This window comes from Polaromonas aquatica (assembly GCF_050626995.1).
GTDB classification, from domain to species: Bacteria; Pseudomonadota; Gammaproteobacteria; order Burkholderiales; family Burkholderiaceae_C; genus Polaromonas; species Polaromonas aquatica_A.
The window spans coordinates 4509560-4523698 of record NZ_CP192467.1; the positions used below are offsets into that span (position 1 = coordinate 4509560).

General features: G+C 60.0%; 12 protein-coding genes. 7 read left to right on the forward strand and 5 right to left on the reverse strand.

Annotated features, from left to right (window positions below; all coding sequences use genetic code 11):
* Positions 1–288 precede the first annotated feature (288 nt).
* Positions 289–1395: an ROK family protein gene (locus ACQ4MS_RS21515; protein ID WP_431096806.1), complete on the forward strand. Its 1107-nt coding sequence runs from the start codon at positions 289–291 to the stop codon at positions 1393–1395.
* A gap of 110 nt (positions 1396–1505) precedes the next feature.
* Here the strand turns inward: ACQ4MS_RS21515 and ACQ4MS_RS21520 are convergent, their stop codons facing one another.
* The gene (locus tag ACQ4MS_RS21520; protein WP_431096807.1) at positions 1506–3959 is read right to left on the reverse strand and encodes a penicillin-binding protein 1A; all 2454 of its coding nucleotides are present in this window, start codon (positions 3957–3959) and stop codon (positions 1506–1508) included.
* 160 nt (positions 3960–4119) lie between these two features.
* Here ACQ4MS_RS21520 and ACQ4MS_RS21525 point away from each other — a divergent pair, with 160 nt between their 5' ends.
* From ACQ4MS_RS21525 to ACQ4MS_RS21545, 5 genes are all read left to right on the forward strand, one after another.
* A complete protein-coding gene (locus tag ACQ4MS_RS21525; protein ID WP_431096809.1) occupies positions 4120–4455 on the forward strand; it encodes a hypothetical protein in 336 nt (111 codons plus the stop codon).
* Positions 4456–4637: 182 nt separating this feature from the next.
* The gene (gene msrB, locus ACQ4MS_RS21530) at positions 4638–5144 is read left to right on the forward strand and encodes a peptide-methionine (R)-S-oxide reductase MsrB (protein WP_431096811.1); all 507 of its coding nucleotides are present in this window, start codon (positions 4638–4640) and stop codon (positions 5142–5144) included.
* A gap of 2 nt (positions 5145–5146) precedes the next feature.
* Positions 5147–5869 (forward strand): peptide-methionine (S)-S-oxide reductase MsrA, encoded by a 723-nt coding sequence (msrA, locus tag ACQ4MS_RS21535; protein ID WP_431096812.1) that lies wholly within the window; start codon positions 5147–5149, stop codon positions 5867–5869.
* A 115-nt stretch (positions 5870–5984) separates the two neighbouring features.
* On the forward strand, positions 5985–6236 hold the full coding sequence (locus ACQ4MS_RS21540) for a DUF3606 domain-containing protein (protein WP_431096813.1): 252 nt from the start codon (positions 5985–5987) through the stop codon (positions 6234–6236).
* A 185-nt stretch (positions 6237–6421) separates the two neighbouring features.
* The gene (locus ACQ4MS_RS21545; RefSeq protein ID WP_431096814.1) at positions 6422–7522 is read left to right on the forward strand and encodes a virginiamycin B lyase family protein; all 1101 of its coding nucleotides are present in this window, start codon (positions 6422–6424) and stop codon (positions 7520–7522) included.
* 58 nt (positions 7523–7580) lie between these two features.
* Here ACQ4MS_RS21545 and ACQ4MS_RS21550 read toward each other — a convergent pair whose 3' ends face one another.
* Positions 7581–8474 carry an AraC family transcriptional regulator N-terminal domain-containing protein gene (locus tag ACQ4MS_RS21550; protein ID WP_431096815.1) on the reverse strand — a complete coding sequence of 298 codons (894 nt, stop codon included), beginning with the start codon at positions 8472–8474 and terminating at the stop codon, positions 7581–7583.
* A 156-nt stretch (positions 8475–8630) separates the two neighbouring features.
* Between ACQ4MS_RS21550 and ACQ4MS_RS21555 the strand changes: the two genes are divergently transcribed.
* The gene (locus ACQ4MS_RS21555; protein WP_431096817.1) at positions 8631–9395 is read left to right on the forward strand and encodes an SDR family NAD(P)-dependent oxidoreductase; all 765 of its coding nucleotides are present in this window, start codon (positions 8631–8633) and stop codon (positions 9393–9395) included.
* A gap of 104 nt (positions 9396–9499) precedes the next feature.
* On the opposite strand, the gene ACQ4MS_RS21560 is transcribed toward ACQ4MS_RS21555, so the two are convergent.
* The 3 genes from ACQ4MS_RS21560 to ACQ4MS_RS21570 all read right to left on the reverse strand — a co-directional run bounded on the left by ACQ4MS_RS21560 (position 9500) and on the right by ACQ4MS_RS21570 (position 14072).
* Entirely contained in the window at positions 9500–10378 is an 879-nt protein-coding gene (locus tag ACQ4MS_RS21560) for an alpha/beta fold hydrolase (RefSeq protein WP_431096818.1), read from the reverse strand.
* Between the two features lie 408 nt (positions 10379–10786).
* Positions 10787–13162 carry a S8 family serine peptidase gene (locus tag ACQ4MS_RS21565; protein WP_431096819.1) on the reverse strand — a complete coding sequence of 792 codons (2376 nt, stop codon included), beginning with the start codon at positions 13160–13162 and terminating at the stop codon, positions 10787–10789.
* Positions 13149–14072 carry an AAA family ATPase gene (locus ACQ4MS_RS21570; RefSeq protein ID WP_431096820.1) on the reverse strand — a complete coding sequence of 308 codons (924 nt, stop codon included), beginning with the start codon at positions 14070–14072 and terminating at the stop codon, positions 13149–13151. Before ACQ4MS_RS21570 ends, ACQ4MS_RS21565 begins: the two co-directional genes overlap by 14 nt.
* Positions 14073–14139 lie beyond the last annotated feature (67 nt).

Genomic DNA, 14139 nt, shown 5'->3' on the forward strand with positions numbered 1-14139 from the left:
AACCACCGCATTCCTCCCTCTTATTTGTTCCCCTCTCCATCGGCCGGTTCTTCCGGCCGATTTTATGTGCGGGTGACGGCGAGCGGTGTGTTTGGCAAGGTGCATCGCGTAACAAGGTAATAGCAGTGTCCACGCGTTTCCAAAGATGCCTAAGTATGTCCAAGTGCGCCAGCAGCCCCCAGGCTCGACAAGCCTTTGGCTGACGGATTCAGGAGCACGATGGCTGATAGACCAGCTGCCGCAAGGGCTGCACCATGGTGACTCAACAGCCATCACCGCTATATCCACATGCCCCGCAAAGCCTCCCCTGTTTCCCTTCCTGATGACCTGATCCACGGGAACCTGAAGCTACCCGCCGTCACCATCAACGGCTACAGCCTGGAGCTGCACGACGGTGAGCGCTTTTTGGGCGACAGCGTCAGCCGCGTCGCCTACAGCGAGATGCTTCAAACATGGCGGCGTCTCTTTCGCCAGATCAGCGGGGAAGATGTACTGGGCACCAAACCCACGCGCGCCATCAGCAAAAAACGGCTGGACCTGCTTCTTAAGCGTGACGGCAAAGCCGCAGCGGTGATTTCCGCCGCATCGGAAGACTACGCCTGGCAACTGGTGCGTGTGGTGCGCCGTTTCCTGGCGCATCCCTCATGGCACGGCGTGCAGCGCATCGTGGTGGGCGGCGGCTTCCAGCAAAGCCTGGTGGGCGAGCTGGCCATCGACCGCGCGGCTGAATTGCTTTACCAGCAAAACGCCCGCGTGCATTTAATGACTTTGCGCCACAACCCCGATGAAGGCGGCCTGATCGGCTGGGTGCACCTGGCGCCGCCCGAGCTGCTGACGCAGTACGGCGGGTTCCTGGCGGTAGACATCGGCGGCACCAACGTGCGCTGCGGCATTGTGCGGCCACGCCTGAACAAGGCACCCGACCTGTCGGACGTGCGCGTGACGGGCCTGGAAAAATGGGGCCACCGCGGCGACGACGACGTGACCCGGCGCGAGCACCTGGTGCGCGGCATCGCGGACATGCTGCAAAAACTCACGCGCCTGGCCCACAAGAAAAAGATCACCCTCGCGCCCTTTGTCGGCGTGGCCTGTCCCGGCATGATCTGCGCCGACGGCTCCATTACCGCAGGCGCGCAAAACCTTCCCGGCAACTGGGAGAGCCCGCGATTTAACCTGGCGCACGACCTGGGCGAACTGCTGCCACGCCAGGACGGCCACACCACACAGGTGCGGCTGCACAACGACGCGGTGGTGCAGGGCTTGTCAGAGCTGCCCTTCATGCAGGGGGTTAAACGCTGGGCCGTGCTCACAGTGGGCACCGGGCTGGGCAACGCCAGCTTTGTCAACACCGGCGCGCACCCCGGGGCGCGTAAAACCGGCCGTCGCAAAGCCTGAACTGCATTGCACGCCCTGCAAACTTTCAGGCAAAAATTTAAGGAAAAAAGCCCTGTAGCCCAGTTAAATTGGGCGCAAGCAGCTATCGATTCAGTAGCACCGACCCGTGCTCAGCGCGGCGCAATGGGTGCGCCCACCACCACGCCCGGCACAGTGGGCATGTTCTCCACCGTCCCCTCGGGCTGCCCGCGCGGCGGCAGCACCACACCCGGCGTACCACCGGGCGCGTTGGGCCCAGGCGCGCCTTCTGGGCCCGGCCCGTTCACGGTGATGTACTTGATCACCGGCGCCGGCTGCCACACGCGGGGCGGTCCGCCCTCTGAAGGGGGAGTGTTCGGAGTGTTCAAAATGCTTCCCATGCCGGAATCACCCGACTGGACCGGCTGGCCCGGCTGGTGCTCCTGCGGCGGCTCGGCGCCATTGAGCAGTGCCTCGATGCGCAGCTGGTCCTGCTCCGTCACGCCCGACGTTGGCGGTGCGGCAAAACGCAGGTTGACGTCCACCACTTTCGCCTTGATGGCGCCCTGGAAGAACTCACCCACCATCGGCAGCGCGCTGCGGGCGCCCTGCCCATAGCTGTCAGCCATGGTCACGCGGTTGTCGTTAAAGCCCACCCACGCGCCGGCCACCAGCTGCGGGTGCATCATGATGAACCAGCCGTCGGTGTTGCCCTGCGTCGTGCCGGTCTTGCCGGCCACGTCGGCCTGGATGCCGTAACGGCTGCGAATCGCGGCGCCCGTGCCCTGGTCGATCACGCCGCGCATCACGTCCAGCAGCGTCTGCGCCACGGTGGCCGGCATCACGGTTTCGGCGAGCTTCGGCTCAAACACCTCCACCACCTTGCCTTCGCGGTTTTCTACCTGGGTGACGACGATGGGTTCGATATAGCGGCCGTCATTGGCCAGCGTGCCGTAAGCCGCCACCATTTCCTTCAGCGTCACAGGGCTGGTGCCCAGCGCGAGTGAAGGCACCTCTTCCAGCTTGCTTTGCCGCACACCCATGGCCCTGGCCAGCTTGGCCACATTGGCCGGGCCTACTGTGTGCATCACCTGCGCGGTGATGGTGTTCTTGGAAAACATCAAGCCCTGGCGCAGCGACATCATCTCTCCGCTGGGGCCACCGCCGTCGGTCGGCCGCCAGAAGTTGCCATTGCCCAGCGGGATCTCCACCACGCCGTCGAGGAAAGCGTCATTCGGCTTGGCGCCGTTTTCAAACGCCGCGCCATACACAAAAGGCTTGAAGGTCGAGCCCGGCTGGCGCCGTGCCTGCTGCACGTGGTCGAACTGGTCGCGGGCGAAGTCGCGGCTGCCCACCCAGGCCCTGACTTGCCCATTGGTCGGGTCCAGCGCCATGAAGCCGGCTTGCAGGCGCGTCTTCTCGTCCTTCAGGTTTTGCATGAACTCCGCGTCGGTCAACAGCGCCTTGATCACCTGGTCGTCCCCCTGCCCCTTGGCGCGCGCAGCCTTGTATTCAGCGGTGTCGCGCATGAAGGCCAGGGCCAGCTCACGCGCCGGGCCGCTCTTGGCCTTCCAGCCAGAGTTGAAGCGCCAGTCGACAGCCACCGTTTTTTGCAGGCGGTCCACCTGCGCGGCCAGCGCCTTGTTGGCCATGTCCTGCAGGCGCGAATCAATGGTGGTGCGCAGCACCAGGCCGTCGGCATAAATGTTGTAGTCGTTGCGGTCGGCCCATTCAATCAGCCAGCGGCGCAGTTGCTGCGCCAGGTGCGGGGCCGAGCCCAGTTCTTCGTCCTGGCGCTCAAACTCGATGTTGAGCGGCATCTTCTTCAGCGCGGCCAGCTGGGCTTCAGGCAGCTTCTGGTGCTTGACCATTTGTGCCAGCACCGTGTTGCGCCGCTGCAGCGCGCGCTCGGGGTTCACCACCGGGTTGTAGTAGCTGGTGCCTTTGAGCATGCCCACCAGCGTGGCGCTTTGCAGCACGTTCAGTTCGTCGGCGGATTTGTCGAAGTAGGTGCGCGCCGCCATTTCAATGCCGTAGGCGTTGTACAGAAAAGGCACGGTGTTCAGGTAGCTCTCCAGGATTTCGTCCTTGGAGTAGACCGCTTCTATCTTGAAGGCCGTGATGGCTTCCTTCAGCTTGCGCGTCAGCGACACCGAGCGCCCGATCTCTTCCGGGTAGAGGTTGCGCGCCAGCTGCTGCGTGATGGTGGAGCCGCCCTGCGTCTTGCCGGTGGCGGTGTGCAGCACGGCCGATATCGTGCGCTTGAAGTCCATGCCGTGGTGGTCGTAAAAGCGGTGGTCTTCCGTGGCGATCAGCGCGGCCACCACGCTGGGCGACATGTCTTCCAGCTTCACCCAGTCGCGGTTGGCCCGCTTGAACACCGCCAGCACCTGGCCGTCGGACGACATCACCACCGACGGCTTGGCCGTTTTGGCCTTGAGCAGGTCATCGGTGCTGGGCGTGAACGGGATCAGGATCAGCACATACAGCACCACCAGCGCCGGAATGGCCGCCAGTGTCAGCAGCACGCCGCGCTTGGTGGGGTGGCGCACGCGGCCGGGAATGGTGGCCGCAAAGTCGCGAAGTTGGGTCAGGAGCTGTTTCATCATTGCCTGCAAGTCTAAATGGAGGGTGTAAACGGCCCTGTAGGACTGTGGCGCAGCGGAAAACGCCTTTACGGAGCCAATTTTGCCCTGACAGCCTTCGAAAGGCCTTTTTCAGGCATCAAATCGGCCTCTAGCCCAGGTAAATCCTGCGGGAGCAGCTATGTTATTGATAGCGATTTGCGAGCAAAGTTGCGGCGGTTTGGGCCTGTTTTGCCGCTTTTTTTCGCAGTTTTTACTCCAGTTTTTACTCTCCTCCCGGCCTTTTGGCCCGGCAAGCGCTTTGATGGTTGCGGGTGTCACTTTCGCCCCAAAAACACCGTTTTCAAGCATCAAATCGGCCTCCAGCCCAAGCAGAATGTGCGTGAGTAGCTATGATATTGATAGCGCCATCGCCCTGGCGTTCCTGACCACTGCCGTTTCAGCCCGCCGGGGTTTGGCGCACCAGGCCCTCTCTCTTTCTCCCTTATCTTTCTCCCTTATCTTTAGCTGGAACTGAACAGGTACGGCGCCATCCAACCTCTCAGCCTGCGGCATCTTCAGCCTTCATCCGTGCGCCACGCCGCAGCACTTTCTTCACTCGCCAGGGATTCAGCCGTAAGAACCATCTCCCTACGCCGACCAACCGTCATCGCCTCAAGGCAAGCCAAACAACCCACAACCCACAACCAAAGGCCACGCATGACGACCCGCAGAAATTCCCTGCTGAAACTTGGCGCACTCTCCGCCGGCATGGCCAGCGCCGCCGCCGGGCTGCGCGGGCTGCTGGCGCCCACACCTGCCCACGCCGCAGCGCGCAGCTACGAAGTCACCCGCAGCGACGCCGAATGGCAAAAGCTGCTGCGGCCCGACCAGTACCGCGTGCTGCGCAAGGCCGGCACCGAGACGCCCCACACCAGCCCGCTCAACAAGGAAAAGCGCGCCGGCGTTTTCAGCTGTGCCGGTTGCGAGCTGCCGCTGTTTTCATCCACCACCAAATTTGACAGCGGCACCGGCTGGCCCAGTTTCTGGCAGGCCATGAACAACGCCGTGGTCGAAGAAACCGACACCACCCTTTTCATGAAACGCACCGAAGTGCTGTGCCGCCGCTGCGGCGGCCACCTCGGCCACGTGTTCAACGACGGCCCCAGACCCACCGGCTTGCGCTACTGCATGAACGGCGTGGCCCTTAACTTCAAGGCAGCATAAAAATGACCAAATACCTTTTCACCCTGGGCGCAGTTGCGCTGGCCGCCTGGGCATTCACAGGCGGCATGGGCACCAGTGCCCGCGCCGCTGAAGAAAAAGCCGTGAAGCTTCCCGTACCCATGCTTGACGCCAAGGTCCCCACGACCACCGCACAGGCAGGCACGGCCACTGCCGTGTTTGCCGGCGGCTGCTTCTGGGGCGTGCAGGCCGTCTTCCAGCACACCGAAGGCGTGCTCAACGCTGTCTCAGGCTATTCCGGTGGCGACGCATCTACCGCCACCTACCGGCAGATCGGCTCCGGCCGCACCGGCCACGCCGAAGCCGTGCAGATCACCTACGACCCGAAGAAGATCAGCTACGGCAAGCTGCTGCAGATTTACTTCTCTGTGGCGCACGACCCCACCACACTCAACCGCCAGGGCCCCGACAGCGGCACGCAATACCGCTCCGCTGTGTTCTACAAAGACGCTGAGCAGAAGAAGGTGACTGAAAGCTACATCGCCCAGCTCGACGCCGCCAAGGTTTTCCCGAACAAGATCGTGACGCAGCTGACACCGCTGGCCGCTTTCTACCCCGCCGAGGCCTATCACCAGGACTACGCCACCCTGAACCCCAACCAGCCCTACATCGCAAGGTTTGACCGCCCCAAGATCGCGAACCTGAAAACCGTGATGCCCGAGGTCTACCGCGAAAAGCCGGTGCTGGTGTCGCAGGCCGGCAAGTAAGCGAGTGCCAGCAGGTGGACATGCGCCACCTGCTATGTCGGCAATGGCCTACATGCGAGCAGCGTCAACCGCGCTAATGTGGTCTTTTACCTTAGCTAGCAAGGAATAGACGACCATGACTAGTACCAATCACCCCCATCCGCAGCCCGGCATAGAGCCAGACCGCATCAACCTGAACGACAAAATCGCCACCGAAAAGTGGCTGAAGAAACTGGACGTCACCAACGACCAGCTTCGCGAAGCCGTCGCTGCCGTAGGCGACAAGGCCACCAATGTAGAGATGCACCTCAAGGGCGCGCGCAGCACCACCAATTCAGACCGCGTGCGTGAAGTGAGCCAAGACAGCGGCAACGACAGAGCCGCCTAGAAATATCACTTAAAACATCACTTAAAAACACCACTTGAAACACCACTTGAAACACCACTTGAAACACCACGTGGAACGCCACTTCAAGCGCGCTTGATGGCGGCGCGCATTGCCGCCAAAATGCCAGAGACACCACCCTTCACCGCGTTCAGCGCACGCAGCCACATGCGCAGGAGGTATTTGCCATGGCATTGCTGAAACCCGCACACCCGTCTCCGCTTCATCCCTCCCCGTTATCGGGTTCAACACAGATCAGCCGGCGCACCGCACTGGCGGCCTTGCCGGGTTTGGCAGCAACACCCACCCTCTCCACACTCGCAGGTTTGGCTGGCCTGGGCCTGCCGGGCATCACGCATGCGCAAACGCCAGGCACCGTCCGCCTGCAGTCGTGGCCACTCAACGCGCCCACCTTCACCGGCATTCACGACATCGCCCCCGCCCCTGACGGCGGCGTGTGGTTCTCGGCCCAGCGCAGCGGCCACCTCGGCTGGTTTGACCCACGCACCGGCAAATCAGAGCTCGTGGCCTTAGGCAGCGGTTCATCGCCCCACGGCGTCATTGCTGGCCCCGACGGCGCAGCCTGGCTCACCGACGGCGGGCAAAACGCGATAGCCCGCGTAAGCTGGCCTTCACGCGAAGTCAAGGTATTTCCCCTGCCCACCGGCACACCACGCGCCAACCTAAACACCTGCGCCTTCGACGGCGACGGCAACCTCTGGTTCACCGGGCAAAACGGCTACGTCGGCAAGGTAGAGGTGCGCACAGGCACGGTGACCGTGAAAGAGTCACCCCGCGGACGCGGCCCCTACGGCATCTGCGCCACACCCAAGGGTGATGTGTGGTGGTGCTCGCTGGCCGGGTCCTTCATCGCGCAGCTGGACCGCAAGACAGGCGAGTCACGCATCGTCGAGCCACCCACACCGCGCCAGGGCGCCCGCCGCGTCTGGTCAGACAGTAAAGGCCGCATCTGGGTATCAGAGTGGAACAGCGGCAACCTCTCGGTGCATGACCCCGCACTGGGCACAGGCCCCAGCAGCTGGCGCGCCTGGAAAGCACCCGGCACCGAGCCGCATATTTATGCCGTGTACGTTGACCACAAAGACATCGTCTGGGCATCCGAGTGGAGCAGCAACGCCCTCTTGCGCTTTGACCCGGCCACGGAGAAGTTTGAAATGATCACCATGCCGCGCCCTGCGGCGAGCGTGCGGCAGATATTGGGCCGGCCTGGGGAGGTCTGGCTGCCCGAGAGTGGAACGGAGTTTGTGACGGTGGTGAAGACGGCGTGACCATCCGGTAACACCCGGCAATGGCAAGCCCCAGGCGCGCGGTGCATAGCAGCGATCTTCAGGCCGCTGCCCTGCTGCGCGTCGCGCCCGTTTCCCGCACCGGCGGCAAGCCGAACATGCGCCCGTACTCGCGGGTGAACTGCGGCACGCTTTCATAGCCCACCGTAAACGCCGCACTGCTCGCGCTCAGCCCTTCCGACAGCATCAAACGCCTCGCCTCGATCAGCCGCAACTGCTTCTGGAACTGCAGCGGCGACAGCGAGGTCACGCTGCGAAAGTGCTGGTGAAATGAAGACGGGCTCATGCCCGCCACTGCCGCCAGGCGTTCCACCGGCAAGGGCCGCGCAAAGTCGGCCCTGAGCACCGACACCGCGCGCGCCACACGCTGCGCATGGCCGTCCGGCCAGCCCAGCCGCCGTATCGCCGCGCCCAGCCGCCCGGCCAGCAGCCAGTAGTGCATCTCGCGCACCAGTTGCGCCTGCAGCACCGGCAAGGCCGCCGGGCGATCGAGCAGTTGCATCAGCCGCAACGCCGCATCGGCCACCTCGGTTTCGGTGGCGCCCACCCACACCGGCGCAGCGTCGGCCGCCGGCCCGTCCTTCATCTGCAGCACCAGGTCGGCAATCACCGCCAGGTCCAGTTCCAGCACCAGCGAGAGGTAAGGCTGGGCGAGGCTGGCGCGCGTGATCTGGTTGACCGTCGGCACGTCCGCCGTGATCAGCAGGGTTTCACCCGCGCTGAACGCGAAGGATTGTGTGCCCATGGCCACCTGCTTGCTGCCTTGCAACAAGAGGCTGACCAGCGGCTGCGATATCGCATGGACCAGGCCGCTGGGTGAAGTCGCGCGCACCAGGCTAAGGCCAGGGACGGCCGTCTGTGCCAGGCCCGCCTTGTCGGCATGGGCCTCGGCATAGCGGCCAACAACATCCAGAAGAAGAGGAAGCGTGCTCATGCCGCAAGCCTAACCGCTGGCGGCCAGTTGCGGCCAGCCCGGCACTCAGATTTGGAGGATCAGGCAAGAAGCACCGAGCTTCCGGCAACCCGCGCCGGCCCGCGCGCCGGACACTGGAATCCTCATCCACCAAGCCTCCAGACAAGGAACCCGCCCATGAGCAACAGTACCCAAATCACCCTGATCACCGGCGCCAGCCGCGGCCTGGGCCGCAACACCGCCCTCAGCATCGCCCGCCGCGGCGGCGACGTCGTCATCACTTACCAGAGCCGGGCCGAAGACGCACAAGCCGTTGTCGCCGAAATCCAGGCCCTGGGCCGCAAGGCTGTGGCCCTGCAGCTGGATACCGGCAAGGTCGCCACCTTCGCACCCTTCGCCGACCGCCTGCGTGCCGCGCTGCAGGGCAGCTGGCAGCGGGGCACTTTCGACCACCTCGTCAACAACGCCGGCCACGGTGACTACGCCCTGATAGGCGGCACGACCGAAGCGCAATTCGACGGCCTCGTCAACGTGCACTTCAAGGGCGTCTACTTTCTGACCCAAACCCTGCTACCCCTGATTGCCGACGGCGGCCGCATCGTCAACCTGTCCTCTGGCCTGACAAGAACCTCTTACCCCGGCTACGCCGCCTACGCGGCGGTCAAAGGCGCGGTCGAAGTGCTGACCCGCTACATGGCCAAGGAACTTGGCGCACGCGGCATCGCCGTCAACACTGTGGCGCCGGGCGCGATAGAAACCGACTTCGGCGGCGGCGCCGTGCGCGACAACCCCGAGATCAACAAAATCTTCGCCGGCATTACTGCTCTGGGCCGCGCCGGCTTGCCCGACGACATAGGCCCCATGATCGCGAGCTTGTTGACCGAAAACAACCGCTGGGTGAATGCGCAGCGGATTGAGGTGTCTGGGGGTCAGGGGATTTGAGGGGGCTCGTTGGTACCGCAGACCCGCATGCCTATGTGCTCCACGTCGACAGCAAGAACATCGTCTGGGCCTCGGAGTGCGTGAAAGGGCACGAAGCTTGGAAGTCACGCTTTATCCCCTTCCTTTTTTGCATTCCTTTGGCAACGGTTTATAAAGTCGAGCATCAGCGGCACCGCCGCGGCCGCATGCGTTTCCAGCAGCAGGTGGCCGGCGTCGAGCACATGGGCTTCGATCCTCGGTAGCGCGCGCATCCATGACAGCACCTCGGCCAGATCAAAATAGATATCGTGCCGCCCCCAGACCATCAGCGCAGGTGGCTGCCAGCGTTCGAGGTACTTCGCGATGGCGTCAAAGCGGTCGGCGTAATTTTTATAGTCTTTGATCAGCGCCCGCTGCGTCTCCATATGGCCCGGCAGATTCATCACCCGCCAGTCTTCTTCCCAGTGTTCAGCAGGGATCCGTTCAGCCACCTCCGGTGGAACGCCGGAGATATACGTGTCCCGCGTGCCCTCAAGGGTCAGATGCGCAGTGACCTCAGCCTCATTCTTCGCGTTCGGGTGCGCCCAGTAGTCCAGCTGCGCAGCCCATCCCGGCCCCCACCCCGTTCGGTGCGCGTTGGCGTTCTGGATGATGAGGCCGAGGACTTTCTCGGGCGCCTGCATCGCAACGTGAAGCCCTACCGGCGTTCCCCAATCGTGCAGGTAAATAAACCGTGGCCCGATCTCAAGCCGGTCCAGGAGTTCAGAGATCGCCTGCCCGATGGCGGCAAATGAAACCACAGGCAGCACGTCAGACTCGCCGTGGCCAGGCAGATCGGGCGCAATGACATAAACGGACCGCGCCAGCGCAGGCGCGACCTCGCGGAACATGCGCGATGAATTGGGGGTTCCGTGCAGCAACAGCAAGGCGGGCCTGGATGCCTCACCTGCCGTGAAATACGACAGCTCGGTGCCACTGGACAGACGAAGTCGTTTCGTTTCCATGTATGGATCTCCATCGAGATGATGGAATCATTGTTTGGATCGAGTCATAGCTGCCAGTGTCGGGAAATTCCCAATTTACAAGGCGGACGTGGGCTTAGGTAGCTACTGCTTTGGCCTCGGCGACGGAGATTTTGAGGTGACCACCATGCAGCGCGCTGCGGCGAGCGCGCAACAGATATTGGCGCGGCCCGGATAGGTCTGGTTGCCTGAGGGTGGATCGGAGTTTGTGGCGTAGTTAAGATGGAATGATGCGCGATGACTGCGCGCCGTTGCAGTTAAGCAAGAGCCATTGCTAGCATGCTGAGTCTCGCGCGTGCTTCCGATTGATTAAGGCGCCTTCCGATAGATCACGGCAAGTGCCGCGCTGCGCTGCGCTCAGAGTTCTAACCGAACCGCGATAGGTTTTACTTATCGAGTGCGTACAAGTACGGGGCTTCGAGAAGCGCTCCCTACAACCGAAAGCCTCGTCATGGAAAGAGCAAACGGCAGAGCCTGTAAGGCTCGTTGGGGATCAACAGGTGAGGGGTCACGATCTATCAACTCCGCAGAAAAAGAAACTCTCTGCCTAGGATCAAAATCCATCCCCGCAGGGTAGTCAAAAATTTCCTCATACTGAATCTCCAGAACCCACATATCGGATTCAGCCGGTCGTTCTCCTGCAGGAGCGTACCGAGCTAGCTTGTATTCTCTAAAAATCAATGGATAAGTCGGATGTGAGTGGGAAGTAGCGCGAATCGCAGTGGCTTCAGGACCGGGATGTAGCACAGCGGAGATTTTTCTACACGCCCACAAAGCTTGCGCTGATTCGTTAACTGGCGGGTCCGAGCAAATACAAATTCGAAGTATCGGTTGACCCGCTTGCGACAACCAATCAGAGGGAACAGGGAGTTGAACTCGCACAACGTCCTTGGCAGTTTCAATCACTCCTTGCCATATCAATACCGCAGAACCGCTCGACGGAGTGGCAATGCGCTGTGCGCTCGCTTCACCGAATCCCAGAGTGCGTTTAACAAGGTCCTGCACTTGGGCGTCAGTTGTGGTCTGTCTAGCTGTCAAAGCAAGAAAGCTACGCACAGTTACGGCATAAGGGCTAGATCCAGGGGCGCAAAACCGTTGCAGAGTATCAAACGCTAATGCGGCTTCACGAGCCAGAATCGGTGCGGCATGTGAAGTACCAGGACGATCTTCAGCCAAACCGGCGCCGGAGAAACCCCATACCCCCATCCCGGCCTGAAATTGATAGCCATCGCTAGAGTTACCTCCGTCCGCAGCAAATGAAGGAACAGGAGCATCGCATAAGCCAGGCCCTATTCTTGAAAACGCACTTGGCCACCCTACAGTTTTAACAAGGCCAGCGGCAGAGATGTCTTTTACATAGGAGCCACACACTAAAGTGTTGAATCCAGCCGCCCAAGGGCCCAATCCCCATCGAACATCCTCTGAATGATTGGGATACTCAGCATCGGGTAGCACACCATTCTGAGAATTTCCCGCTGCGACTACCACCAAGACATCATTAGCAAAAGCAAAATTATCTAAATCTTGCATTAACAATCGCTTTTCGCGTTGCTCAACGTCGGGAAAAGCATGAAGGGGGCGGACGTCCCCGATGCTTAGATTAAAAACCCTAACGTCAGGAGCTGCCCCGCGAACGCCTCGAACAGCATCCATAACAACTTTATCATTCACCCGATTCTCGTAGCCATCGCCAACAACCGCGTCATAAAAACTACAGGTCGGGATCGCATCTTCCAAAGCGCTAGACGATGGGTACGAGCCAAACACAATTCGCGAAGCAACGAAAGAAGCGTGATCGTTAAAGGTTTGTGCTGCCGCACCTTGCGGAACAAACCTTCCGCGACAAGCATCAGCCAACTGAATATGATCGCGGGGCACACCTAGATCTACCAAGGCGACGCAGGGCAAAAGCTTTGGATCTATTGGAGCTGATGGAATCGTCGTTCGTCTGCCACTGGTAGCGGAAATTGAACGCGTTGCAGCAGTAGCAAAAGAGAACAGTGGGGAATGAATAGATTGAACCGAGAAAAAATCTTTCGCGATTGCGCGAATCGATGCCAGGGTTGCTTTACCGCGGAACCAAAATCGCCCGGAAAAATCGATTCCCGAACCAGTAAGACGTTCCAAATTTGGGTTAGTGAATTTTTCTGAAATTGCGCGTAGAACCTCATCCGCCTCGAGGCGATTAAGCATAGGCTGAAGTTCAAAAACCACGTCCGCAGAATCCACTGTTCTGAGGCTAGCGAGCCAGTCACCATCCACTCTAAGCTGCGCAGGTATGGTGTCAAACATGTCGATCGTGGCCCAACGTGCCTGCTCTCGGGCACCCAAACTACCTAGCCCCACCGTCCTAGTACGTAATTGATTCAAACGATCTGCATCACCGTGAACGATCGCCTTTCCATCTGCGGTAACTTGCAATAAATCTAGCCCAAGACGATCAAAAACTCGGCCATGAACCCCTCCATACGAGGTGGGCTCCATAAAAGTTCCTTCTGGTGCCTTCTTCTTGTTAACCGACCTCTTCTCTAGCTGAGGCACGGGGTTAGCGATAACAAAAAATTTCTTATTCTTTAGCGGATCCTGGGAGGCCTGTACGCGCTCAACCACTCGATTAATGCTGGCGCCGATACGCTGCCCTTTCTGAGCCCACGATATCCCGACATAGTCGGGGATACGGCCGCCGCCAGACTTGTCACCAGACGCAAGTTCATGCGCTTCATTCAAGAAGAAGGTACGAGGTACGGCCTCTCTACTGGTTGCCATTTTTTCTTCTTAGTGGGAGTAAGGCTTGACGACGAACTTCTGCAAGAACAACCTTTTCAGCGGCGGCAAAATTACGGGCTCCCATGGCCTTCTCAACCACCACGCTACCCAATTTTGTATGTTTTTCAGCGGCGATTTTTTTTGAAAAATTCTGCAATACAGCTTTCGTAGGAGGCTTAAATTCGATATCGAGATCGAATCTTCGCCAAAGCGCATCATCGAGGTGAGTCGCCAAGTTGGTAGTGCCTATAACGATACCTATTGGACGAGAGTGCTCTAACTCTTGAAGAAGAGAAATAACAATGCGGTCCAACTCTCCTACATCTAAGGGGTTGCCTCGTCGCTTTCCCAATGCGTCAAGCTCATCTAACAGCAGCACGCATGGCGTAGTTTCCGCAAAGTGAAAAAGTTGTCGCAAATGAATCGCAGTCTGCCCCAAGAAGGCGCCAATTACTGCATCAAATCTAACCATAAAAACGGGCAGATTAAGTGCGTTCCCAAGCGCTTGCGCAGTCAAGCTCTTCCCACACCCTGGGGGGCCATGAAATAACAATTTTGAACGAGGCTCGACACCGCGGTCTTTAAGTGACTCACTGAATTGCCATTCCGCCATTACGTCGTTTAACTCATTTCTGACCTGCTGAGTCAATACGACAGAGTCCATGGTTATCTGTTGATGAAGTCTTACCAACGCCGTGGGCAGAAAGCTCTGCCCATCAAAGACCTCTGGCGTCTTTTGTACTGACTGGTATTTCTTTCCACGCAGCGCGCCTTTAAGAAGTCTTGCAGCAGAATGATGGCCTTTTTTCTCTTCTTCTTTGCAGATATCGTTTGCAATAGAAGTAGCAAGTGGAACATCAGCCTCGGCAACGGCGCGAAATAGGTTGGCGAGAATTCGGGTGGTAGTCATGGCGTCGATTCTTCCACTACGTATTGGATGCTCAAACAGTCAGAGCTTGGTTATTGAAATCCTCTCG